This window comes from Pseudomonas sp. C321 (assembly GCF_055407105.1).
Window position 1 is genome coordinate 98,008 of record NZ_JBUZRB010000007.1, and the last position, 23,833, is coordinate 121,840.

General features: G+C 59.9%; 21 protein-coding genes. 11 read left to right on the forward strand and 10 right to left on the reverse strand.

The genetic code is table 11. The annotated features are described in order from the left end of the window. Positions 1-11 precede the first annotated feature (11 nt). Genes ACZRJ6_RS20465 through ACZRJ6_RS20485 form a run of 5 tightly spaced genes read left to right on the forward strand, consistent with a single transcriptional unit; the run spans position 12 to position 4,125 of the window. Positions 12-818, forward strand: coding sequence for an alkaline phosphatase family protein (locus tag ACZRJ6_RS20465; protein ID WP_463969740.1), 807 nt, complete (start codon positions 12-14; stop codon positions 816-818). Then, on the forward strand, positions 815-1,660 hold the full coding sequence (locus ACZRJ6_RS20470; protein ID WP_463969739.1) for an ABC transporter permease: 846 nt from the start codon (positions 815-817) through the stop codon (positions 1,658-1,660). Before ACZRJ6_RS20465 ends, ACZRJ6_RS20470 begins: the two co-directional genes overlap by 4 nt. Next, positions 1,647-2,447 (forward strand): ABC transporter permease, encoded by an 801-nt coding sequence (locus ACZRJ6_RS20475; RefSeq protein WP_463969738.1) that lies wholly within the window; start codon positions 1,647-1,649, stop codon positions 2,445-2,447. The genes ACZRJ6_RS20470 and ACZRJ6_RS20475 overlap by 14 nt, the downstream gene beginning before the upstream one ends. Beyond that, on the forward strand, positions 2,444-3,433 hold the full coding sequence (locus tag ACZRJ6_RS20480; RefSeq protein ID WP_463969737.1) for an ABC transporter ATP-binding protein: 990 nt from the start codon (positions 2,444-2,446) through the stop codon (positions 3,431-3,433). The genes ACZRJ6_RS20475 and ACZRJ6_RS20480 overlap by 4 nt, the downstream gene beginning before the upstream one ends. Positions 3,434-3,471: 38 nt before the next feature. Further along, complete coding sequence (locus ACZRJ6_RS20485; protein WP_463969736.1) at positions 3,472-4,125, forward strand: HAD family hydrolase; 654 nt, start codon at positions 3,472-3,474, stop codon at positions 4,123-4,125. 62 nt (positions 4,126-4,187) lie between these two features. Here the strand turns inward: ACZRJ6_RS20485 and ACZRJ6_RS20490 are convergent, their stop codons facing one another. Further along, on the reverse strand, positions 4,188-5,150 hold the full coding sequence (locus tag ACZRJ6_RS20490; protein ID WP_463969735.1) for a zinc-binding dehydrogenase: 963 nt from the start codon (positions 5,148-5,150) through the stop codon (positions 4,188-4,190). 138 nt (positions 5,151-5,288) lie between these two features. Between ACZRJ6_RS20490 and ACZRJ6_RS20495 the strand changes: the two genes are divergently transcribed. Together ACZRJ6_RS20495 and ACZRJ6_RS20500 are read left to right on the forward strand one after the other, a co-directional pair. Beyond that, positions 5,289-7,370, forward strand: coding sequence for a carboxy terminal-processing peptidase (locus tag ACZRJ6_RS20495; RefSeq protein ID WP_463969734.1), 2,082 nt, complete (start codon positions 5,289-5,291; stop codon positions 7,368-7,370). Positions 7,371-7,487: 117 nt separating this feature from the next. Then, positions 7,488-9,266 carry a bifunctional diguanylate cyclase/phosphodiesterase gene (locus tag ACZRJ6_RS20500; protein ID WP_463969733.1) on the forward strand — a complete coding sequence of 593 codons (1,779 nt, stop codon included), beginning with the start codon at positions 7,488-7,490 and terminating at the stop codon, positions 9,264-9,266. 5 nt (positions 9,267-9,271) lie between these two features. On the opposite strand, the gene ACZRJ6_RS20505 is transcribed toward ACZRJ6_RS20500, so the two are convergent. The 5 genes from ACZRJ6_RS20505 to ACZRJ6_RS20525 form a co-directional block, all read right to left on the reverse strand. Then, positions 9,272-9,661 (reverse strand): tetratricopeptide repeat protein, encoded by a 390-nt coding sequence (locus tag ACZRJ6_RS20505; RefSeq protein WP_463969732.1) that lies wholly within the window; start codon positions 9,659-9,661, stop codon positions 9,272-9,274. Beyond that, entirely contained in the window at positions 9,662-10,033 is a 372-nt protein-coding gene (locus ACZRJ6_RS20510) for a hypothetical protein (RefSeq protein WP_463969731.1), read from the reverse strand. Next, positions 10,030-10,368, reverse strand: a complete 339-nt coding sequence (locus ACZRJ6_RS20515) for a helix-turn-helix domain-containing protein (RefSeq protein ID WP_463969730.1) — start codon at positions 10,366-10,368, stop codon at positions 10,030-10,032. Before ACZRJ6_RS20515 ends, ACZRJ6_RS20510 begins: the two co-directional genes overlap by 4 nt. A gap of 97 nt (positions 10,369-10,465) precedes the next feature. Further along, entirely contained in the window at positions 10,466-10,921 is a 456-nt protein-coding gene (locus ACZRJ6_RS20520; RefSeq protein ID WP_149411508.1) for a YkvA family protein, read from the reverse strand. A gap of 391 nt (positions 10,922-11,312) precedes the next feature. Beyond that, positions 11,313-12,032 carry an FKBP-type peptidyl-prolyl cis-trans isomerase gene (locus ACZRJ6_RS20525; protein WP_463969729.1) on the reverse strand — a complete coding sequence of 240 codons (720 nt, stop codon included), beginning with the start codon at positions 12,030-12,032 and terminating at the stop codon, positions 11,313-11,315. Positions 12,033-12,290: 258 nt separating this feature from the next. Here ACZRJ6_RS20525 and ACZRJ6_RS20530 point away from each other — a divergent pair, with 258 nt between their 5' ends. Together ACZRJ6_RS20530 and ACZRJ6_RS20535 are read left to right on the forward strand one after the other, a co-directional pair. Further along, a complete protein-coding gene (locus ACZRJ6_RS20530; RefSeq protein ID WP_463969728.1) occupies positions 12,291-14,099 on the forward strand; it encodes a di-heme-cytochrome C peroxidase in 1,809 nt (602 codons plus the stop codon). A gap of 30 nt (positions 14,100-14,129) precedes the next feature. Continuing rightward, positions 14,130-15,260, forward strand: coding sequence for a catalase family protein (locus ACZRJ6_RS20535; RefSeq protein ID WP_463969727.1), 1,131 nt, complete (start codon positions 14,130-14,132; stop codon positions 15,258-15,260). Between the two features lie 233 nt (positions 15,261-15,493). Here the strand turns inward: ACZRJ6_RS20535 and ACZRJ6_RS20540 are convergent, their stop codons facing one another. From ACZRJ6_RS20540 to ACZRJ6_RS20555, 4 genes are all read right to left on the reverse strand, one after another. Further along, entirely contained in the window at positions 15,494-16,786 is a 1,293-nt protein-coding gene (locus ACZRJ6_RS20540; RefSeq protein WP_463969726.1) for an MFS transporter, read from the reverse strand. Positions 16,787-16,796: 10 nt separating this feature from the next. Then, the gene (locus tag ACZRJ6_RS20545) at positions 16,797-17,732 is read right to left on the reverse strand and encodes a LysR substrate-binding domain-containing protein (RefSeq protein ID WP_463969807.1); all 936 of its coding nucleotides are present in this window, start codon (positions 17,730-17,732) and stop codon (positions 16,797-16,799) included. 84 nt (positions 17,733-17,816) lie between these two features. Beyond that, positions 17,817-19,826 carry a CocE/NonD family hydrolase gene (locus ACZRJ6_RS20550; protein WP_463969725.1) on the reverse strand — a complete coding sequence of 670 codons (2,010 nt, stop codon included), beginning with the start codon at positions 19,824-19,826 and terminating at the stop codon, positions 17,817-17,819. A 93-nt stretch (positions 19,827-19,919) separates the two neighbouring features. Continuing rightward, positions 19,920-21,506, reverse strand: coding sequence for a BCCT family transporter (locus ACZRJ6_RS20555; RefSeq protein WP_463969724.1), 1,587 nt, complete (start codon positions 21,504-21,506; stop codon positions 19,920-19,922). Between the two features lie 410 nt (positions 21,507-21,916). Between ACZRJ6_RS20555 and kdpF the strand changes: the two genes are divergently transcribed. Further along, complete coding sequence (gene kdpF, locus ACZRJ6_RS20560) at positions 21,917-22,015, forward strand: K(+)-transporting ATPase subunit F (RefSeq protein ID WP_463969723.1); 99 nt, start codon at positions 21,917-21,919, stop codon at positions 22,013-22,015. A gap of 107 nt (positions 22,016-22,122) precedes the next feature. Then, the gene (gene kdpA, locus ACZRJ6_RS20565; RefSeq protein WP_463969722.1) at positions 22,123-23,829 is read left to right on the forward strand and encodes a potassium-transporting ATPase subunit KdpA; all 1,707 of its coding nucleotides are present in this window, start codon (positions 22,123-22,125) and stop codon (positions 23,827-23,829) included. Positions 23,830-23,833 lie beyond the last annotated feature (4 nt).

The following is a 23,833-nucleotide window of genomic DNA, read 5'->3' on the forward strand; positions in this document are numbered from 1 at the left end:
TCCCAACCCCTATGAAGCACAACGTCATCCTTGTCGTGCTCGACGGCCTGAACTACGAGGTTGCCCGGCATGCCATGGGGCATCTTCAGGCTTATATCGGCGCAGGACGCGCAGCACTCTACAAACTGGAATGTGAACTGCCGGCCCTGTCGCGGCCGCTGTACGAATGCATCCTCACCGGTGTGCCACCGATTGAAAGCGGCATCGTCCACAACAACGTCTCGCGCCTGTCCAACCAGCGCAGCATCTTTCATTACGCCACCGACGCGGGCCTGACCACAGCGGCGGCGGCTTACCACTGGGTCAGCGAGCTGTATAACCGCTCGCCGTTCAACGCCGCACGGGATCGTCATACCGACGACAAGTCACTGGCGATCCAGCACGGGCACTTCTACTGGAATGACCACTACCCGGATTCCCACCTGTTTGCCGACGCTGAGCACCTGCGTCTCAAACACGCACCGAACTTCCTGGTGGTGCACCCGATGAACATCGACGATGCCGGCCACAAGCACGGCCTCGACACCCCGCAATATCGCAACAGTGCGCGCTCGGCCGACATCATCCTCGCCGACTACCTGCAAGGCTGGCTCGATGCCGGTTACCAGGTGCTGGTGACCGCCGACCACGGCATGAACAACGACCGCTCCCACAACGGCCTGTTACCCGAAGAGCGCGAAGTACCGCTGTTTGTCCTGGGCGATGCGTTCAGTCTCGATCCCCTGGCCCGCCCCAAACAAACCGAACTGTGCGGCACCGTCTGCGCCCTGCTCGGCGTTGCCCATGACAAACCTGTGTGCCGGGAGCTGTTGACGTGAATTCAGTGATCCGTGGCAAGTGGCTGGCTGCCTTGTGTCTGGTGCCCTTTGCCATCGTCTTTATCGTGTTCCAGATCGCGCCGCTGTTCTGGGTGCTGGTCAACAGCTTGCAATCGGAAGAGTTCGGCTGGGGTCTGGCCAACTTCACCAAGATCTTCAGTTCGAAGTTCTACCTGCAGGCAATCCAGTACAGCCTGGAGATCAGTTTCTACTCCAGCGTATTCGGCATCATCATCGCCGTACTGGGCAGTTACTCGTTGCGGCGGGTGGATGGGCCGCTGCGCAACTTCGTCACCGCCTTCGCCAATATGACCAGCAACTTCGCCGGCGTGCCCCTGGCCTTTGCCTTCATCATCCTGCTGGGGTTCAACGGCAGCATCACCATCATGCTCAAGCAGGCCGGGATCATTCAGGACTTCAACCTGTACTCCAAGACCGGGCTGATCATTCTCTACACCTACTTCCAGATTCCCCTCGGCGTATTGCTGCTTTACCCCGCCTTCGACGCCCTGCGCGAAGACTGGCGCGAGTCTGCCGCGTTGCTGGGGGCCAACGGCTGGCAGTTCTGGCGGCATATCGGCTTGCCGGTGCTGGCGCCGGCGCTGCTGGGCACCTTCGTGATCCTGCTGGCCAACGCCCTGGGCGCCTACGCCACGGTGTATGCACTGACCACCGGCAACTTCAACGTGCTGCCGATCCGTATCGCGGCGATGGTTTCCGGCGATATCTCCCTAGACCCGAACATGGCCAGCGCACTGGCTGTAGTGCTGGTGGCACTGATGACCGTGATCACCGTGGTGCACCAACTGCTGCTCAAGAGGAGCTACCATGTCTCGCGCTGAAGCCGGGTCGGCCGCCCTCTACCATCGGGTAGTGGTCTATCTACTGTTTGCGATCCTGGTACTGCCGCTGCTCGGCACCCTGGTGTATTCCATCTCCAGCAGTTGGTCGGCGACCATCCTGCCCTCAGGCTTTACCTTCAAATGGTATTTGCAGCTGTGGAGCGACCCGCGCTTTCTCAATGCCTTTGGCCAATCGCTGCTGGTCTGTGTCGGCGCGCTGATCCTGTCGGTGGTGCTGATCCTGCCGTTGCTGTTCGTGGTGCATTACCACTTTCCCCGGCTCGACGCGCTGATGAACATCCTGATCCTGCTGCCCTTCGCGGTGCCGCCGGTGGTGTCGTCGGTGGGGCTGTTGCAGCTGTATGGCTCGGGGCCGTTTGCCATGGTCGGCACGCCGTGGATTCTGATCGGCTGCTACTTCACCGTGGCGTTGCCATTCATGTACCGGGCGATCACCAATAACCTGCAGGCCATCAACCTTCGAGACTTGATGGATGCCGCGCAACTGCTCGGCGCCAGTACCTGGCAGGCGGCGTTCCTGGTGGTGCTGCCGAACCTGCGCAAGGGCTTGATGGTCGCGCTGCTGCTGTCGTTCTCGTTCCTGTTCGGCGAATTCGTCTTCGCCAACATCCTGGTGGGTACCCGCTACGAAACCCTGCAGGTGTACCTCAACAACATGCGTAACGGCAGCGGCCATTTCACCAGCGCTCTGGTGATCTCCTATTTCTTCTTCGTGCTGCTGCTGACCTGGGCCGCCAACATCTTGAACAAGGACAAAAGCCAATGAGCTTCGTCAGCGTCCAGCATCTGCAAAAAGGCTATTCCGGGACCCCAGTATTCAGCGACATCAATTGCGAAATCGCCAAGGGCGAGTTCGTCACGCTGCTCGGTCCCTCAGGTTGCGGCAAGTCCACGCTGCTGCGTTGCATCGCCGGCCTGACGTCGGTAGACAGTGGGCAAATTCTCCTGGACGGCCAGGACATCGTCCCGTTGAGCCCGCAAAAGCGTCATATCGGCATGGTGTTCCAGAGCTACGCGCTGTTCCCCAATATGACAGTGGAACAAAACGTCGCCTTCGGCCTTCGCATGCAAAAGGTCAACGCCGACGACAGCCACAAGCGCGTGCAGGAAGTGCTGCAATTGGTGGAACTGAAAGACCTCGCCGGCCGCTATCCGCACCAGATGTCCGGCGGCCAGTGCCAGCGCGTAGCCCTGGCCCGTTCGCTGGTCACTCGCCCGCGCCTGCTGTTGCTGGATGAACCGCTGTCGGCCCTCGATGCACGGATTCGCAAGCATTTGCGCGAGCAGATCCGCCAGATCCAGCGCGAACTGGGACTGACGACGATTTTCGTCACCCATGATCAGGAAGAAGCCTTGGTCATGTCCGACCGCATCTTCCTGATGAACCAGGGCAAGATCGTCCAGAGCGGCGATGCCGAAACCCTCTACACCGCGCCGGTTGACGTGTTCGCCGCCGGCTTTATCGGCAACTACAACCTGCTGGACGCCGACAAGGCCAGCAAGCTCTTGCAGCGGCCCATCACTGGGCGCATAGCCATTCGCCCGGAATCCATTGAGCTAAGTCGCAGTGGTAAACTCGACGCTCTAGTGCGCAGCCATAGCCTGTTGGGTAACGTGATCCGCTATCGCGTCGAAGCCCGAGGAGTGGAACTGGTGGTGGACGTGCTCAACCGTTCGGCAGACGACTTGCACCCTGACGGAGTACGCTTGGCACTCTCCATCGATCCCAGCGCTCTATGTGAGGTAGCCTGAGGGATTGAGGATTCAGACGATTTGAGGAAGAAAGACTGATGGCTTTGGTAATTTTTGATCTGGACGACACCCTGATCCACGGCGACTGCGCGAGCCTTTGGAGCGAGCAGATGGGCCGGCTGGGCTGGGTCGACCCGGAATCGTTCATGCGCAAGAACAACGAACTGATGTACGCCTACAGCAAGGGCGAGTTGGCCATGGAGGTCTTCATGGACTTCAGCCTGGAGCCGATGATTGGCCGCACCCCGGAAGAAATCGAGCACTTGGTTGAGCCGTGGGTGGAAGACATCATCGAGCCGCTGATCTACAGCGATGCCACCAAGACCATCGCCCAACACCGCAAGAACGGCGACCGTATCCTGGTGATTTCAGCCTCGGGTACCCATCTGGTCACGCCGATTGCGGCGCGCATCGGCATTGATGAAGTGCTGGGAATTGAGCTGGAAGTCAAACATGGCGTGTACAGCGGTAATACGGTGGGTGTACTGACCTACCGCGAAGGCAAGATCACCCGCTTGCTGGAGTGGCTGGAGAAAGAAGGCGAGAGCCTGGAAGGCGCGTACTTCTATTCCGACTCGCGTAATGATTTGCCGTTGTTGCTCAAGGTGGATCATCCGCAGGTGGTGAACCCGGACCCGGTGTTGCGTGAGCAGGCTGAAAAGGCGGGCTGGCCGATTCATCACTGGATCTGAAAACCCCTGTGGCGAGGGAGCTTGCCCCCTCGCCACAATAATTTCGGTTCTCGATTAGTGGGTCACTTCAAGGTTTCGTCGATCACCAACACCAATTTCCCGGAAATCTGGTTGGTCGCCAATTCGGCAAACGCCCCTTCGGCATCCTTGATCGGGAATGTCTTGGCCAGTTGCGGGCTCAAGCGCCCCTCGGCAAACAGCGGCCAGACATGCTGGCTCAAATCGCTGAACAAATCGGCCTTGAACTGATCATCACGACTGCGCAAGGTCGACCCCAGCACTTGCACACGCTTGGCCAGCACTTGGGCCAGGTCCAGTTGGGCCTCGCGACCGCCCATCAGGCCAATCAGCACCCAACGACCGTCGCGGGCCAATAGCTTGAGGTTCAGCGCAGCGTAGTTACCGCCCACCGGATCGAGGATGACGTCGAACGGGCCGAAGTCATTGAGGCTCTCGATACCATCAGTACGTACCACACCGCCCTGGGCGCCCAGGCCCTCACAATACGCCAGACGCTCTGCCGAGCCGACGCTGACCCAGCACGGGCTGCCAAAAGCCTTGCACAGCTGGATCGCCGCCGAGCCCACGCCACTGGCGCCAGCATGCAACAGTACCTTTTCACCAGGCTTGAGAGCCGCCAGTTGGAACAGATTGAGCCAGGCGGTGCTGTACACCTCCGGCAACGCCGCCGCTTCGATCAACGACAAACCTTCCGGCACAGGCAGCACATGCCGCGCGTCGACCACCACTTCCTCGGCCATCCCGCCACCGGCCAACAGTGCGCAAACCCGCTCACCGATCTGCCAGGACGAGCCGGCACCGACTTCACTGATTACTCCGGAACACTCCAGGCCCAGCACTTGGCTCGCGCCGGGCGGTGGCGGATAAAGCCCCGATCGTTGTAATAAATCGGCCCGATTTAATCCAGCAGCCGCCACGCGAATGCGCACTTGCCCTACATCGCACGTAGGACTTGGTTCTTCAAGCCACTCCACATGACCGTCAACGCCTTGCAATGCTTTCACAGTGCCTCCATAGTGAGTCTGGACTGAGCCCGTTGCTGTAGCGTCGGGCTTTTTGCATTATGCGACCGGCCCATATGGAACCGGCGACTTCAAAGACGGCCTAATATGCGTTATCAATTGCCCCCGCGTCGAATCAGCATGAAGCATTTGTTCCCCAGCACCGCCCTCGCTCTTTTCATTGGCCTCGGCCTGTTGCCACTGTCGACCAATACGTTCGCAGCCAACAGCTGGGACAAACTTCAGCCTGATCGCGACGAGGTGATTGCCAGCCTTAACGTCGTCGAGTTGCTCAAGCGTCACCACTACAGCAAACCGCCGCTGGACGATGCGCGCTCGGTGATCATCTATGACAGCTACCTAAAGCTGTTGGACCCCTCGCGCAGCTACTTCCTGGCCAGCGATATTGCCGAGTTCGACAAGTGGAAGACGCAGTTTGACGACTTCCTCAAAAGCGGCGATTTGCAGCCCGGTTTCACCATCTACAAGCGTTACCTGGACCGCGTCAAAGCGCGTCTGGACTTCGCCCTGGGTGAGCTGAACAAAGGCGTCGACAAGCTCGACTTCACCCAGAAGGAAACCTTGCTGGTGGATCGCAAGGACGCCCCTTGGCTGACCAGCACCGCCGCCCTGGATGACCTGTGGCGCAAGCGCGTCAAGGATGAAGTCCTGCGCTTGAGGATCGCCGGTAAAGAACCTAAAGCGATTCAAGAGCTGTTGACCAAGCGCTACAAGAATCAGTTGGCGCGTCTGGATCAGACCCGTGCCGAAGATATCTTCCAGGCCTACATCAACACCTTTGCGATGTCCTACGACCCGCACACCAATTATCTGTCACCAGATAGCGCGGAAAATTTCGATATCAATATGAGTCTGTCCCTGGAAGGCATCGGTGCCGTCCTGCAGAGCGACAACGATCAGGTCAAGATCGTGCGCCTGGTGCCGGCAGGTCCGGCGGACAAGACCAAGCAGGTCGCTCCGGCTGACAAGATCATCGGTGTGGCCCAGGCCGACAAAGAGATGGTCGACGTGGTCGGCTGGCGGCTGGACGAAGTGGTCAAGCTGATCCGTGGGCCAAAAGGCACCGTGGTGCGTCTGGAAGTGATTCCTCACAGCAACGCGCCAAACGACCAGACCAGCAAAATCGTCTCGATTACCCGTGAAGCGGTGAAGCTTGAAGACCAGGCCGTGAAAAAATCGGTGCTCAACCTCAAGCAGGATGGCAAGGACTACAAACTCGGTGTAATTGAAATCCCGGCCTTCTACCTGGACTTCAAGGCGTTCCGCGCCGGTGATCCTGACTACAAGAGCACCACTCGCGACGTCAAGAAGCTGCTGACCGAACTGCAGAAAGAGAAAGTCGACGGCGTGGTCATCGACCTGCGCAACAACGGCGGCGGCTCCTTGCAGGAAGCCACCGAGCTGACCAGCCTGTTTATCGACAAGGGTCCGACCGTGTTGGTCCGCAATGCTGACGGCCGTGTCGACGTGCTCGAAGACGAGAACCCGGGTGCCTTCTACAAAGGGCCGATGGCGTTGCTGGTCAACCGCCTCTCGGCGTCGGCTTCGGAGATTTTCGCCGGCGCGATGCAGGACTACCACCGCGCGTTGATCATCGGCGGCCAGACCTTCGGCAAAGGCACCGTGCAGACCATTCAGCCGCTGAACCATGGCGAACTGAAACTGACCCTGGCCAAGTTCTACCGGGTTTCCGGGCAGAGCACCCAGCATCAGGGCGTACTGCCGGATATCGATTTCCCGTCGATCATCGACACCAAGGAAATCGGCGAGAGCGCCCTGCCCGAGGCCATGCCATGGGACACCATCCGTCCTGCGATCAAGCCTGCATCGGACCCGTTCAAGCCCTTCCTGACCCAACTCAAGAACGAACATGACGCCCGCTCCGCCAAGGATGCCGAGTTCGTGTTTATCCGCGACAAGCTGGCCCTGGCCAAGAAGCTGATGGCCGAGAAAACCGTCAGCCTCAATGAAGTGGATCGCCGCGCGCAGCACAGCGACATCGAGAATCAGCAACTTGTACTGGAGAACACCCGCCGCAAGGCCAAGGGTGAAGATCCACTCAAGGAACTGAAGAAAGAAGATGAAGATGCGCTGCCGACCGAGCCTGAAAAAACCAAGCCGGAAGATGATGCCTACCTGAGCGAGACCGGGCGGATTCTGCTGGACTACTTGAAAATCAGCAAGACAGTGGCCAAGCAGTAAATGATGGCAATTTAATATGACCGCTCCCCGGAGTGTCATCATATAGACATCATTCTGTCGTGAAATGAAGGACCGGATACGTAACGTATCCGGTCCTTTTTTTCGATAGAGAACACCATGACCATGACCGAACAGCTGAATGCCCTGGGCTCCATCCTGGCTCAAGGCAGTTTGCACAGTCTGTTCCAACCGATCATTTCCCTCTCCGAACGGCGCATCCTCGGTTACGAAGCCTTGAGCCGCGGCCCGTCCAACAGCCCTTTGCACTCCCCTATCGCACTGTTCTCCGTGGCCCGCTACGCTGGGCGTCTCAGTGAACTGGAAATGGCCTGCCGGCAAAGCGCCTGCAGGCGGTTCAGCGAACAGAAACTGCCGGGCAAGCTGTTTCTCAACGTCTCGCCGGAATCCCTGCTGGAAACCGCGCACCAACCGGGACGCACCCTGCAACTGCTGCGTGACTTCGGCATTCCTCCCAGCCAGGTAGTGATCGAACTCACCGAACAAACCCCGACCGACGACTTTCAACTGCTGCAAACCGCATTGCATCACTATCGCGCCATGGGATTTTCGATTGCCCTGGACGATCTGGGCGCCGGCTATTCCAGCCTGCGCTTGTGGTCCGAGTTGCGTCCGGACTATGTGAAGATCGACCGGCACTTTATCGATGGCATCCACCAGGACGCACTCAAGCGCGAGTTCGTCGGCTCGATCCTGAAAATCGCCAGGGCGTCCCGTGCGCAGGTGATCGCCGAAGGTATCGAGCTATCAGAAGAACTGGCCGTGCTGACGGAGATGGGCGTCGACCTGATCCAGGGTTATCTGCTCTGCCGCCCTCAGGAACATCCGCCCCAGGAAGCACGGTTAATGTTACCCAAGCCGGACAACGCCATCGTGCCCCTCAACGATGAGACCAGCGACCTCAGCGCCCTGCTCAACGAGCAGCCGGCGGTGGGCCAAGACACAGCCACCGCCCAAGTGCTGGAGGCCTTTCGCCGCCAGGCCAACCTCAACTCACTGGCGGTGCTGGATGAACGTGGCCAGCCCATTGGCATCGTGCATCGACATTCTCTCTCGGACGCGCTGCTCAAGCCCTTTGCCACCGACCTGTTTGCCCGCAAGCCCATCAGCCGCTTGATGAGTGACGACTTTCTCGCCGTGGAGTTGAGCCAGTCCTTGCAACAGGTCAGCCGCCTGCTCACTAGCCGTGCGCGGCAGCGGATTGAAGAAGATTTCATCATCACCCTCAACGGTAACTACCTGGGACTGGGCCGGGTGATTGATGTGCTCAAATTGATTACCGAACTGAAAATCCAGCAGGCCCGCTACGCCAACCCGCTGACCCTGCTGCCCGGCAACGTGCCAATCCAGCAGTGCCTGACGCGGCTCTTGCAGCAGCAGCGCGAATCGGTGATCTGTTATGTGGATATCGACAGCTTCAAGCCGTTTAACGACATCTATGGCTATGGGCGCGGCGATGAAGTGCTGCTGTGCCTGGCGCAATGCCTGAACGATCGGGTAGACCCGAGCCGCGACTTTGTCGGGCACATAGGCGGCGATGATTTTTTGCTGGTGTTGGGTGCCCAGGATTGGCGCAAGCGGCTGAATCAACTGGTGGATGACTTCCAGACTCAGTGCCGACGTTTTTACCGCAGCGAACACCTGGAAGCTGGCTGTTTTATCGCGCTGAATCGGCAAGGGGTGCGCCAGGAGTTTGCGTTGTTGTCACTGTCCATCGGCGTGGTGCATTTGCATCCACAGAGCTGTGGCCATCTCGATGCCAGCCAACTGGCCGAACTGGCATCGCAGGCCAAACACCACGCCAAGAATGTGGCGGGGTATAGCATTCATGTGATTGATAGCTTGCGGCTGGAACTGGAGGAGCCAGAATCCCTGTAGGGGATTCAGCCCAGCTGTTCCAGCCGAATGGCCGCCAATGGATGCCCGGCCTTGGCGGCAACTTTCCACCAACGGGCCGCTTCCACAGGGTCCGGCGCCTTGCCCAGGCTTCCCGCCAGGCTTAACACACCCACCTGATAGGCCGCCTTGCCATCACCGGCCTGGGCGGCCAGGCGCAGCAAGCGCACCCCCTCTTCACGGGCGCCAAGGCCTTGGCCGCGAAAGGTCAGGATATGCCCGTAGAAACTTTGCGCCTCTACATTCCCCAGATTGGCCATGCGCGCGAACTGACCTTCCAGCCAGTGCCAGCCACGGGGCTGCTGCATGAACCAGGACCAATGAAACAGTTTGCGCGCTAGCCAATAGCTGACATACGCCTTGAGTTTCCAGAGCACTCAGGCCTCCACCGATTCAGGATAATCGTACTCAAACACTCGAACCACTTCCGATGCGTGCCATGACGCGGCTGCGACGCCATCGGACGGCCCGCAAAAGCGACCAAGGCGCTCGACGCACTCAAAAAAGCCGGTACGTGGCAGGCGGCTAGCGCCCTGGCTGATCACCAGAGAACTGCGCAACGGCTGATCGGCCTTGGCATCCAAGGCCGCCAAATGCTCCAGGGCGGCTGTCAGGGTTTGCATGGCCGGGGCAGGAAATTGCAGGCGCTCCAACAGGGCGCGATAGGTCAAGAGGTGTCGCTGGCGGCGAGCCTGGTCGAGTTCGTTGAGCAACCCCTCCCAGTGTTGACGGCTGATGCGCACGCTCACACTTCATCCCTCCAACCGGCGATACCCAGTTCCCAGGCCAAGCTGCGGCGGATGGCGGCATCCGGCTGGCGTTCGCCGCTTTCGATCAAGCCCAGGTACGACGGGCTGATACCCACGGTGCGGGCCAGAGTCTCGATGGCCAGGCCCTTTGCCTCGCGCAAGCTGGACAGGTGCGCCAATGGCCGCAAATCCTGATCGACAGCGGCCTGGGGGATATTCGATGAGGGCGTCGCAGGCTGCTGCAGACCGGCGGTTTTTAACAATGCCTGGTACTGAGCCCATGGCAGAACCGCGTACTCGGGTTCACCATCCCGTGAAATTATTTGTATATCCATGACTGCCCCGTAGGATCACAACACTTACTGAGTAAGTACTTTCCTTAGGAGTGTAATCCTAACAGCCACAAAGAGCGCAGGGGGATAATCCACGCGTTCAGTTTTTTTTCGGGTTTTCCTGCTCCAGAAGCTGCGGCGTGTCAGGCAGGCGCTCAACCACCGCAAGCTTTTCGGGGCGCTGGCGTTCACGCCAGGCGCGAAAAGCGCTCAGTTCGCCGTCCAGGGTCTTCATGACCCATGCCAGCACGGCAATGTCGTCGAGCATGCCGAACATGGGGATAAAGTCCGGGATCGCATCGATAGGGCTGAGGAAGTACATCAAGCCCGCCACCACCGACACCAGGGCCTTGGGGCTGATCGCCCGGTACTCGCCGCGCCAATAAGCCAGGCACAGCGCCTGCAGCAACTTGAGGTCGTCCTTGAGCTTTCCCAGCCGGTTACCCTGGCTGGAGCCTTTGGCAGCCACCGCGAACAACAGGGTCGGCAAGCGACCGCGACCAAGAAGGCGCGCGGCCAAAGGCAGGAAACGGGTGAAATTCCAGGGTGCTTTCATCGTCACTCCAGTTCCAGGCGACAGAAAAGGTTATCCACACAAGTTGTGGATAACCTTGTGAACAGAGCGCATTTTCGCGGCTGCAAGGCCCGGATTACAAGGCCCACGGTCAGATCGGGCGTTTTTTGCGCATATAAAAAAAACCCAAGAATTCATTGACTTGGGGGGCATCTGCGGATACCCACACTCAGGTCTTTTATCAGACTGCCCTCAGTCGCACACGTTCGGTTGGATTTGCACTGGATTCAAAGCACTGTAGGAGCTGTCGAGCTTTAGCGAGGCTGCGATGGCATCGCGGCGGTCTTACAAGGGCTGCGGGGATTGAGAGGTACGATTGCCCCAGAAACAACAACGCCCCGTCGAGACGGGGCGTTGGGTGTTCAACTGCGTGTTACTTGGCAGCTGGTGCTTCAGCCTTGGCCGGGTCCTTGATCGCCAGCAGTTCCAGGTCGAATACCAGCACGGAGTTGGCTGGAATCGCCGGGCTCGGGCTCTGGGCGCCGTAGGCCAGGTCGGACGGGATGTACAACTCAACCTTCTCGCCCACGTGCATCAGTTGCAGGCCTTCGACCCAACCTGGAATCACGCCGCTGACCGGCAGGTCAATCGGGCTACCGCGATCCACGGAGCTGTCAAAGGTGGTGCCGTTGGTGAGCTTGCCGGTGTAGTGAACAGTCACTACGTCGGTAGGCTTGGGCTCAGCACCGTCAGCTTTCTTCACGATCTTGTATTGCAGACCGGAAGCGGTAGTGACAACGCCGTCTTTCTTGGCGTTTTCTTCGAGGAATTTCTTGCCAGCGGTTGCCGACTCTTCACTCATCTTGGTCATACGCTCTTCAGCACGTTTTTGCAGTGCGGCGAAGGCTTCGACCAGTTCGTCATCTTTCAGCTTCTGCTCTTTCTTGCCGACGGCATCTTCAATGCCCTGGGCGACCGCTTTGGAGTCCAGGTCATCCATGCCTTCCTGAGCCAGGCTTTTGCCCATGTTCAGGCCGATACCGTAGGAAGCTTTCTGCGCCGGGGTTTTCAGCTCTACGCTGGTTTGCGAATCACAACCCGCAAGTACCAGGCTAACCAGGGCCACCGCCGCCGCCAACCGATGCTGTTTCATGCTATTTCCTTGTTCATGCGCCAAAAGGGCATTCGAGTAAAGTCGCGAGCTTATCAGGCGGCCACGACCAATGGCTACCGGCATGTGAGCAGGAAACTTCTGATAAGTTCACGTGTTTAAACGCATTTTCATCCGTACCAACGCCCTGCAACGGATGCTGGGACCGCCAGAAACCGTCCATGAGCTGGGCTCATGGTTACTTGCCGCACCCATTGGGTGATGGCATAACAGCGCTACCACTCGACAAGGATAGTTATTTTGCGCATTTTTTCCCGATTTTTACTCTTAACCCTCGTATTACTGAGCGTCGGTCTTGCCGTGCTGCTCTATTACGTCGCCAACCCGAAACTGCCGGAGTACGTGCCGGTGGAGCAGGTCCACTACCAGAATCAATGGAGTGCGGCCGACCGCCAGACGTATTACTTCACGCCCCAGGGCACCCAGGTCAAGGGCCTGCGCTATGACTGGTTCGCCGCGCTGGAACTGCCATTTTCCCAGCAACGTTTTGCCGCGCCCGAGTACCTGGCGCGCTTCGGCTTCCTGGTAGACCCGCGACAACAGGTCACAGCCCAAAACCCCGGCAACCTGCCTGTCGGCTTCGCCCGACACAAGAACGCCGGCAGCAACGACGAGTTTCTAGACATCACTTGCGCCGCCTGCCACACCGGTGAGCTGCACTTCAAAGGCCAGGCCTTGCGCATCGACGGCGGTTCAGCCCAGCACGTATTGCCCTCCAGCGTTCCTACCCTGCGCGGTGGCAGTTTCGGCCAGGCGTTGGTAGCCAGCCTCGCGTCCACCTATTACAACCCGTGGAAGTTCGAGCGCTTCGCCCGCACGGTGCTGGGGGACGAATACGACTCCCGACATAGCCAACTGCGCCAGGACTTCAAAAAGTCACTGGACAACTTCCTTAAGGTCGCCTGGAACGACACCCATCGCGGCCTCTACCCCACCGAAGAAGGCCCCGGCCGCACCGACGCTTTCGGCCGCATCGCCAATGCCAGCTTCGGCGATGCCATTTCCCCAGACAACTACCGCATCGCCAACGCCCCGGTGGATTACCCGCAACTGTGGGACATGTGGAACTTCGACTGGGTGCAATGGAACGGCTCGGCCCAGCAACCCATGGCGCGCAATATCGGTGAAGCCCTGGGCGTGGGCGCAACCCTGGATTTCTTCGACAGCGCCGGCCAGCCTCTCAAGGGCGATGCGCGCTACCCGTCCAGCGTGCGAGTTCGCGACTTGAACCTGATTGAGGAAACCCTGCAACGGCTCAAGCCTCCCACCTGGCCTGAAGAGCTGTTCGGCGCCGTCGACAAGCCACTGGCTGCCCAAGGCCGCGCCCTATTCAGCAAAAACTGCGCCGGCTGCCACGTGCCAACCGTTACCCAAGTTAATGGTCGCCCGATGCAGCAACTGAAAATGCTCCCCATCGAGGTGATCGGCACCGACCCTGGTACCGCCAGCAACATCGCCGACCAGCGTTACGACCTCAGCGCCCTGCAATGGGACCCGGCAGAATTGGCGCAGTTGAACGTCGAACTACACCCGACGCCAACCGAGCCTCTGGACCTGCGAAAAATGTCGGTGGCCAAGGGGCTGGCCTACGTCACCGCCTTCGTCGAAGAGCATGCTTATCGCGCTGCCGGTGTCACCCCGGCCGAACGCCCGCGCCTGGACGGCTACGGCTTGCCGATTGGCGTACGCGAGTTACGCGCCTACAAGGCACGCCCGCTGGCCGGCGTGTGGGCCACGCCGCCGTTCCTGCACAACGGCTCGGTACCGACGATCTACCAGTTGCTCTCTCCCCAGGACGAGCGCAGCCGTACCTTCTATAAAGGCACCTTCGACTACGACCCGCGTCACCTGGGCTATCAAACCTCGGCCTTTAAAAACGCCTTCCTGTTCGATACGCAGATCACCGGCAACCACAACAGCGGTCACGAGTTCCGTGCCGGCAAGCGGGGCAACGGCGTGATCGGGCGTGGCTTGCTGCCCGAGGAACGCTGGGCGCTGCTGGAATATTTGAAAGTACTGGGCGGCCCGCTGGAACAGCAACTGCCCTGATCAACCGTCTTCGTCAAAAAGGATTTTTCAATGCTCGCTCGACTTTGGCTGCACCTCGGCGCGTTTCTCGGCAAGACCCTGTTGTGGCTGGTGGGCCTGGGCTTGCTCGGCTGGTTGCTGTCCACCATCTGGTTCGCCTGGCAACACAGCGGTCCGGTATCGCCGGATGAACAAATCCCGTCAGGGGAAGCCGCCATGACCCAAGGCATCATTCAGACGGCGGTGCGCATCGTCGATCAGCACCGCGAGGGCACACGTTATTTACGCGACGCCCATGCCAAGGCTCACGGCTGCGTGAAGGCCGAGGTCAGCGTGCTGGCGGACCTCGACCCGGCACTGCGCCAGGGCGTTTTTGCCGAGCCGGGCAAAACCTGGCAGGCGACCCTGCGCCTGTCCAACGGCAACGCCTACCCGCAGTTCGACAGCATCCGCGATGCCCGGGGCATGGCGATCAAGTTGCTCGATGTACCGGGCAAGCAACTGCTGGCTGATCAGCAGGCGCGCAGCGAACAGGATTTCGTTATGTTCAGTCATCCGAACTTCTTTGTCAGCGACGTTGCTGAGTACGCGCAGAACGTAGGCGCCCAGGCCGATGGCAAAAAAGTCATGGCCTTCTTCCCAAGCCTCGACCCGCGCAGTTGGCAGGTGCGCCACCTGTTTATCGCCCTGGCGACCCTGGCACCAGCGCCGGCCAGTGCGACCCAGACCACCTACTTTTCCGTATCGCCCTACAAGTTCGGCACGGCCAACGCCAAGTTTCGCGTCGCACCCGACCCGCAAAGCTGCCCGGAGTACTCCCTGCCCAAACAGAATCAGGACCTGCCGAACTTCCTGCGCAGTGCCTTGAACCAGCAGTTGTCCACCGACCGTGTGGCGGCGTGTTTTGCCCTGCAAATCCAGCGGCAGAATCCACAGAAATACATGCCGATCGAAGACACCAGCATCGAGTGGAAGCAAAGCGATGCACCTTATGAAACTGTCGCCAACATCAAGATCCCGGCCCAGGATTTCGATACGCCGGCGCTGAACCTGGCCTGCGATAACCAATCGTTCAACCCCTGGTTCGGCCTGGAAGAGCACCGGCCGATTGGCGGGATCAACCGACTGCGCAAAGCGGTGTACGAAGCGGTCAGCGACTACCGTCACAGCCGTAACCTGTAAAGGTTTCATATAGATTCGAGGGCGATCATAACGATTGCGTCGAGTCTATTGAGACACTGGCGCCCCGCCACTACCGTGGCTTCCTACCCCTCACACTCGTAGGAAGTCACCGTGGAAAGCTCAACACTCGGCATGATCGTACTTTCAATGATTGCGCTGTTCGGCGCCGCGTCCTTTTGCTTTGACCATCTGTCCACGCGCCAACCGAAAAAGAAAAAAGCCAAGTAATCCGATCAGGTCTTCACGCCTGGATCACTAGCAGACGCTGGCTCGTCGATCACCAGTTCCTGGGGAATTTCGTCCACGCGCGGATCGAGCATGGCGGCCATGGCGCCCATTGGGTGCTCCGGCATTGCGACGTGATGCAGCGGTGCGCCGTCCACCAGGTATTCGCCAGTGACCTGCTTGGGCTGCACTCGCCAGATCAGCAGCAAGGCGCAAGCGGAAAACAGCATGTAGAAGGCGCCATGGCCATAGCTGTTCATCAGCGCCCCGCTGACCATTGGCCCCAGGCAAGCGCCGATACCGTGGGTGGCGAGCATCATGGCGCTCAAGGGCACCCGGCGCGGTTGTTCAACGTTGTCATTGGCCAGTGCAACCGCCAACGGGTACAGGGTGAACAACAGCAAGCCGCTGAGAAAACCGAACACCAGTAACAGCGGATAGCTCAGTTGGACCATTCCCCATAACGGGATCACCAACACGCCCAGGGCCAGGGCGCAGCAACGGATCAGCCGGGAACGATCAATCCGGTCAGACAGCCAGCCAATCGGCCATTGCCCGCACAGGCCGGCAAAGATCGACACCGCGACAAAGGTGCCGGCCTCAGCGGTACTCAGGCCGTTGCGGGTGGCGAACACCGGCGCCAGGGCGTAGAAAGCGCCGATCATCAGGCCGGTGATGAACACCGTGGTCAATGCCTGAGGCACGCGTTTCCAGAAGAAGCCGACTTCCAACGGCGCGGCCACCAACTTGGCCGGGTGCAGGCGCTTGGTCATGGTCACCGGCAGCAGGCAGGCGGCAAAGCAGATGGCGACGATCAGCAGCGGCTTGAAGTCCAGCTCCGGGCGCCAGATCAACACGCCCTGGCCGAGCATCAAGCCCAGGGAGACGGCGACCATATAGCCGGCGAACACCGCGCCGCGCTGGTTGTTTTCGGCCTGCTCGTTGAGCCAGCTCTCGATCACCATGTACTGGTTCATCATCACCAGCCCCATGACAAACCGTAGCGCCAGCCAGAACTCCAACTGCTCGAACAACACGTGCAACAGCACGATGATAGTGGCGACCCCGGCGCAGGCGACGTAGGAACGCACATGACCGACGCCTGCGATCATCCGGTGGCCAAACTTGGCGCCGCAGACCATGCCGCCGTAATAGGCGGCTGTCAGTGCGCCAATCCACAGTTCATTGACGCCCTCGCTGCTCAGGCGCAGGCCGATAAAACTGAAAAACAACCCGTTGCCAGCCAGCATCAGGATGGTGGCGCTGTAGAGCGCGGGAAAGGTCAGCAGGGTCAAGTTCATAAAGGTCAGGTCAGGAGGTGGTTTTCAAGGTGTCGGCATGTGCCAGCAACCACTGGCGAAAACTGCGGGCAGCCGATGGCGGGTTGCGATGGTGCGGTTGCATCAGTTGCAGGCGCCCGCGGCTGAGCATGCTGTGGGGCAAGGCCATTTGCAGGCGCCCTGCCGCCAACTCACCCTCCAGCAGGCTTTTCCAGCCCAGGGCTACGCCATGGCCCATCACCGCCGATTGCATGAGTAACTGGTAGCTATTGGTGCGCAAGGCATGGCGCGGGGCGTGGTAATGGGCGCCGGCATCGACGAACCAGTCGGTCCAGGTCAGCCAGTCGTGATAGTGATCCTCGACGATCAGCAAGGTGTGGGCATGCAGCAGGTGCTGCGGGTCACGGATCGGCCCGTGACGCTCCACATAGCTGGGGCTGCAAACAGTGATGACCTGCTCGCTGTCGAACACCGGCGTCAACTCCAGGCCGTGAGGCGCAGGCAGCTCATCCAGGTGATAAAACAAGCCCAGGTCATACTCGCTGACGTCCAGATGGCTCGGACTCTCGCTGCACAGGATGCGGATATCCAGGTCCGGGTGCTGACTCTGGAAAGCGGGCAACAGCGCGGCGAGCCAGATTGAACTGATGGTCGGCGTGCTGGCCAGCGTGAGTTGGCGATCCGCCCCCCGGCGGCGCAACTCGGCCGACTCGCGATCCAGCTCGCGCAACAAACGCTGGATAGTGCGGAAGTAGCGCTCACCTGCAGGCGTCAGGCTGATGCCCAGTGCCAGTCGATGGAACAGCGGGCGCGCCAGGTCTTCTTCCAGGCGCTTGATCTGCCGGCTCACCGCGCTTTGGGTCAGGTTCAGTTCATGGGCGGCCTGGGTAAAGCTCAGATGGCGAGCTGCTGCCTCGAATGTCTGCAAGCAGTTGAGCGGTGGAAGATCGACGTTTCGGCGCGACATGAGGGTTTCCAATGGCAAGCGCTGGCGCCGATGAACTGGCGCCAGCGGGTGATCAGGTTTATGGGCATCCTGCCACTTGATCATTCACAGCGCGACCCGGGCTACACGTTTGCTCCATTGGCGACGATGCACCCACTGGCCACTTTCCCATGCCACTTGCTCGGCCTCGATGTAGAACCACTGAGCATCGGCGTGCACATGCAGGCTGCTGTCCACTTCCACCGACCATTGATCACGACTGACACGGTAGTGCCACTGGATATCGGCACGGGTCGACAACGGGTCCCACGCCAAGGTGCGGTACTGCTCGGTGCAGCGCTGGTCCACCGACAACCCATGATCGGTAAAACGTACCGCGCCCAGGTCATCCTCGATCTTCACGCAGACTTCACCGCTGCCGACATCTTCCATCAGCGTGCGTTTCGGCGCGGCAGCGCGCAGGACTTCCAGGGCCGCTGGCGGGGCTGATTGCGGGGCTTCGAACGGGCACTCTATAGCCTCGCCGGTAAAAACGGGCAACTGCACGTTTTGCAGTTCGGGCAGCAAGGTCAGGGTGGTCAATTCGCGACTGGGCCACAGCAGCGGGAAACTGGCGGTGCTGAGGGCCAGGCGCAAACGGTAGCCCGCCGGAAGGCGCATGCCGACGTGATCCAGGCTCAATTGCACGTCCATCGGTTCGCCCGGCACCGGCGGTGTCACCCGGGAAACATCTTCGCGAAGGGTGAGATTAAGCACGCCATAAGTGATCTGCGTGACCTGACCATCGGGGGCCACGGCATTAAGTCGGGCCACCAGTTGCCCGCAGGTGGTATCGCTGGCCACTCGCAGGTTCAAACGCACGTCGCCCAGCAGCGCCAGCGGCTCGGTCAGCGGCAGGGAGTCGAAGCACAGGGAGTGAGCGTCGTCGCGGCGCTGATCTGTCGGGCCGTCGGGACCGAACCAGATGGCGCAATATTCACCTTGATGCAGGCCAGTGGTCAGTGGTGAACAGACACTGCGTGCCGTCGCCAATGGCTGGCGGCCCGGCGCAAGACCCGCGTCGTCGAGGCTGTAATCGGTCCATTGAACCTGAGGATCAGGCCAACCCGATGTCTGCACCCACACACCCGGCCGCTCGGCGTAACTGCCCTTGGGTGGCAGAACGTCCTGTAGGTAAAAAGTGCAGGCGGCATCATCCATCATCCCGTTGTCGATGCCCTTGAGCCAGTGATCCCACCAACGCTTGGCCTCCTGCAAAAAGCCGATAGCCGGTTTGGGCACAGCGAAATGCGGGTACTTGTGAATCCACGGGCCGATCATCGCTTTCTTCGGACCCGGCAGGTTTTCCATCAGCCGTGGCACGGCATTCTTGTAGGCATCGCCCCAGCCACCGACGGCATACACCGCCGCCTTGATCGCCGAGTAGTCCTCGCACACCGAACCATGGCGCCAGTAATCATCGCGGGTCTGGTGTTGCAGCCAGGTCTCGGCCAGCAGCGGCATGGCGTCCAGGCGCTCTTGCCACATGGCTTTCCAGTCTTCGCCCACCAGCAAGGGATCGGGCACCGCAGCGCTGAAGTTGAGCATGGTGGCGGCCCAGCCGAAATTCTCCATCAGCAGGTTGCCGCCCTTGTAATGGATGTCATCGGCAAAGCGGTCATCGGTGGAGCACAGGGTGATGATCGCCTTCAATGCCTCGGGCTGGCGCGCCGCCACTTGCAGGCCGTTGAAGCCGCCCCAGGAGATGCCCATCATCCCCACGTTGCCGTCGCACCAGGGTTGCTGGCATAGCCAGTCGATCACTTCGAGGGCGTCATCCTGTTCCTGCAGCAGGTATTCATCGGCCATCAGGCCTTGGGATTCACCGTTGCCGCGCATGTCCACCCGCACACAGACATAGCCCTGCCCGGCCATCCACGGATGGGTCAGCGCATCGCGCACGGCGGTACCGTCGCGCTTGCGGTACGGCAGGTATTCGAGGATCGCCGGGAAGGCTTGATCGCCTGCCGTTTCCGGCAGCCAGATGCGGGCGGCCAGTTGTGTGCCATCGCTCAGCGGGATCAGGCAATGCTCGATTTCACGGACCTTGTGGGCAAACTCGGTAACGATTTCCATCGGTAACTCCAGAAGCGGGTAGACGTTATTGCAAGCAAACGACTCCCACGCGCTCAGGTTGCAGCACGCGAGAAGACACGCAGGATCAGTCGGTCAGCGGGCAAAATCCGGTAACGGGCTGGCGCCACGCAGGCCAGGCTCCGGCGTCGTCACCGCAAGGTTTTTCACCTCCAGCAACGCCGGATTTTTCAGCCAGTAGATCAACGAGGTGCTGGCCAGCAGTACCAGGATCATCCCCGGCAAGCCGCCGAGGTTGGAGAGCATTTTCACCCCGTCGATGCCGACAAAGGCCACCATCACCCACGACACGGTGCCGATGATTACGCCCCAGACGATCTTGAGCGCCGGGTTGCCGTCCAGGTCAGAGTCGGCGGTGACGCCCTTGCTGCACAGGTTGGCAATGACATCAGTGCTGGAGTCGGCGGCGGTGACGAACGAGATAAAGGCGACGAACAATAGGAACGCGATCATCAAGCCACTGGCCGGCAACTGCTGGAACATCTGGTACAGCACATGCTCGATGCCCTGCTCATTGAGCACGCGGTTCAAGCTGCCATCACCCAGCGCATCGAAATACAGACTGCTCCCGGAGAAGATGCAGATCCACGCTGCGGTGAACAACGCCGGGTACAGCATGTTGATATGGATAAATTCGCGCACCGTGTAGCCCCGGCCGATCTTGCCGAGGAACAGCGCGCTCACCGGCGCCCAGGCGAACCACACCGACCAGTAGAACACCGTCCAGCTTTGCGGCCAGGTGTCGCCACTGGCGGCACCGGTAAACAGGCTGCGGCTGAAGAAGGTATCGAGGTAAACACCGAGGGATTCGACGCCGAGGCTGACTATGTACAGGGTCGGTCCACAAAGCAGCACGAACAGCCCCAGGGCCAGCATGATCCAGGTATTGAACGAGGACAGCATGACGATACCGCGTTGCAAACCACTGGCGGCCGAGGCGACGAAGGTGATGACGATCACGGCGATGATCAGCCCCAGGCGCAAGGGCGTGGTTTCGCCGCCGATGTACTGGCTCAGGCCGCCGGACAACGTCAGTGCGCCGGTGCCCAGGGACGAGGCCATGCCGGCCACCAGGGCAAACATCGCCAAGGTATCGATCAGCCCCGCGTAGCGTTTGACCCGCTGCTCGCCGAGCAATGGTTGCAACATGGCGCCAATGGAAAAATTGCTGCGCAGGTTGTAGAACACCAACGCAAACACCAGGGACGGCACCAGGTAAATCGCATAGGGGGTGATGGTCCAGTGCAGGAACATCGTCGACATCGCAAAGCTCTTGGCCGCCGCGCTACCGGCCTCGATCGGCAGGCTGGTAGGGGGCGAATACAGGTGATAGAGCGGCTCGGCCGTGGTCCAGAACAACACCCCCACTGCCAACGTGGTACACAGCGCGACCATGAACCAGCGCCATTTACTCAGCAGAGGCTTGGCGTTTTCACCGCCGATGCGCACCTTGCCCAGCGGCGACAGGTAGACGATGCCTGTCAGCACCACCATGGCAAACGAGCCAGCGCTGAACAGCCAGGAGAAGTTTTCGAGAATCATCGTGTTGAGCTGTTTGCTGACCGCAAGGAACGCATTCAGGTCGACATAACTGGCAATTACCGCCGCCAGTAAAATCAGAAAGGTTGGCCAGAAGACCAACGGGCGCAATGGGTATTTCATGTTATGCGATTCCCCAGACAGACTATTTTTATTGCCTTTACAGGCCATTTTTAGAGGGTGAACGCCGCGCATCCTGCGTCGGGTGGTTCGCCTTGAAGTCTTCGCGTGGGTATAGATAACCGTTTATGCACAACCGGGCGCAATCGACCAATGGGTATGGGGGCATTCCCTCAGGTCATGACTGGGGCTCGAAATACCGCGTAAAGAACACGTATAAAAAGGCTATTGGCCATAACGATTACGTCACCTCTATTGAACCACCGCCAACAACCCCACTACCGTGACTTTCTGCACACTCATCTATACGCCGTCTTAATACCCGCACCCGCAATCAGTGCCTGAGCTTGATACCCCGTCCCTTAACCTCCCCGCGTCCGCTATTGCGGCTTATTAATAAGGGGAGCTTTACCGTGTTGACACTCACGTTCATTTATATCGCCAGCGGCTTATGTGCCGCGGGCCTGTTCGCTTATCTGGGTTATGCCCTTATTCGCGCCGAAAAGTTCTAGGGAGTTCGCCATGTACGACTTGATCTTTGTAGGCATCTCCCTGGTGTTTTTTGCTGCGACTGCCATGGCCATTGTTGCCATGGGCAAGATTTGAACGGAGCCTCAATATGTTAAGCACTTTGCTGGAATTTGCGCTGGTCCTGGGGTTGATGACCGGGCTCGCCGTGCTGATGGGCAAGTGGCTAGCCCGGGTATTTACCGGGACCCGCCACGCCCTGCCGGAACGCGCGACGTTTCGCCTGCTGGGCATTGATCCCCTGGAGACCATGGGCTGGGCCCGTTATGGCTCGGCGCTGGTGTTGTCGAACGCGGCGATGATGCTGCTGGGTTATTTCATCCTGCGCCTGCAAGCAGTCATGCCGATCAACCCCCTGGGGTTGGCAGCGCAGGCGCCGGACCTGGCGTTCAACACCGCCGTGTCCTTTATTACCAACACCAACTGGCAGGCGTACTCGGGCGAAACCAGCCTGTCAAACTTCAGCCAGATGGCGGTCATTACCTTTCTGATGTTTGTCGGAGCCACCTCCGGCGTGGTCGCTGCGGCCGCTTTTATTCGCGGATTGAGCCGCGCCAATTCGGCGGACATCGGCAACTTCTGGGTCGACTTCACCCGCACCCTCTACCGGGTGATGCTGCCGCTGTGCGTGGGCATGGCGCTGGTGTATGTCTGGCAAGGCATGCCGCAGACCTTCGCGTCCCAAGCCCTGGCAACGACGCTGGAAGGCGCGCAACAACAGTTGATCGTCGGTGCAGTGGCAAGCTTTGAGTCGATCAAGCACATCGGCACCAATGGCGGTGGCTTTTTCAGCATGAACGCCGCGCACCCGTTCGAAAACCCGACGCCGCTGACCAACATCCTGCACATCCTCAGCATGTTGCTGATCCCATCGGCACTGACCTACACCTTCGGCAGCATGCTGGTGCGTCGCCGTCAGGGCTGGGTGTTTTTCGGCACGTTCCTGGTGATGTTCATCGGCTTTTTGGCCCTGGTCTACGGTTCGGAGCAGAACGGCAACCCGTTGCTGACCCAGGCCGGCGCTAATCAGACGCTGTCGATAGAGCAGAGCGGCGGCAATATGGAAGGCAAGGAACTGCGCTTCGGCATCGCCGACAGCAGCTTGTTCATTGCGACTACCACGGCGGCAACCACCGGTTCCGTCAACACCATGCACGACTCGCTGACGCCCATGGGCGGCTTCGTGCCACTGGCGCAGATGATGCTCAACTGCGTGTTTGGCGGCGACGGCGTGGGCTTTATCAACCTGATCCAGTACGCACTGCTGACAGTGTTCCTGGTGGGCATGATGATCGGCCGCAGCCCGGAATTCCTCGGCAAGAAGATCGAGGCCCGGGAGATGAAACTGGTGATGCTCTCGGTACTGGCGCACCCCATCAGCATCCTTGGTTTCACCGCCCTCGCCTCCGTGTGGCCCGACACCATGGCCAGCCTCAATAACCTCGGCCCCCACGGTTTCAGCGAGGTGCTGTACGCCTACACCTCGGGCACCGCCAACAACGGTTCGGCCTTTGCTGGCTTAAACGCCAACACACCGTTTTTCAACACCACCATTGGCCTGGCGATGCTGATCGGACGCTTCTTCACCATGCTGCCCATGCTGGCAGTGGCCGGTTCCCTGGCGATGAAGAAAACCGTACCTGCCGGTGCTGGCACCATCCCCACCGCCACCCCGCTGTTCATGTTGCTGGTGGTGTTCGTGGTGCTGGTGGTCGGCGGCCTGACCTTCCTGCCGGCGCTCGCGCTTGGCCCGCTGGTGGAGCAACTGCAGTTGCTGTCCGGCCAGACGTACAAATAAGGAC